Source organism: Pseudomonas sp. HY13-MNA-CIBAN-0226 (genome assembly GCF_040310305.1).
Taxonomy (GTDB): Bacteria; Pseudomonadota; Gammaproteobacteria; order Pseudomonadales; family Pseudomonadaceae; genus Aquipseudomonas; species Aquipseudomonas gregormendelii.
The window spans coordinates 1-233 of sequence record NZ_JBEOPS010000662.1 but is presented as its reverse complement, the minus strand read 5'-3'; the positions used below and the strand labels follow the sequence as shown (position 1 = coordinate 233).

At 57.1% G+C, this 233-nt stretch carries 1 protein-coding gene; it reads left to right on the top strand.

Going from position 1 to position 233, the window contains the following annotated elements:
* Positions 1-233: isochorismatase family protein (locus AAEZ05_RS30335; RefSeq protein ID WP_350650387.1), on the top strand; the 233-nt coding region annotated here is incomplete at both ends.

Genomic DNA, 233 nt, shown 5'->3' with positions numbered 1-233 from the left:
GTGCCGGAGTTGAAGGAAATGTTCCCGGACGCGCCGTATATCGCTCGCCCCGGTCAGATCAATGCCTGGGACAACGAGGATTTCGTCAAAGCGATCAAGGCCACCGGGCGTAAGCAGATCATCATTGCCGGTGTAGTAACGGATGTGTGTGTGGCGTTCCCGACCTTGTCGGCGCTGGCAGAAGGCTTTGAGGTGTTTGTGGTGACGGATGCATCGGGCACGTTCAATACCAC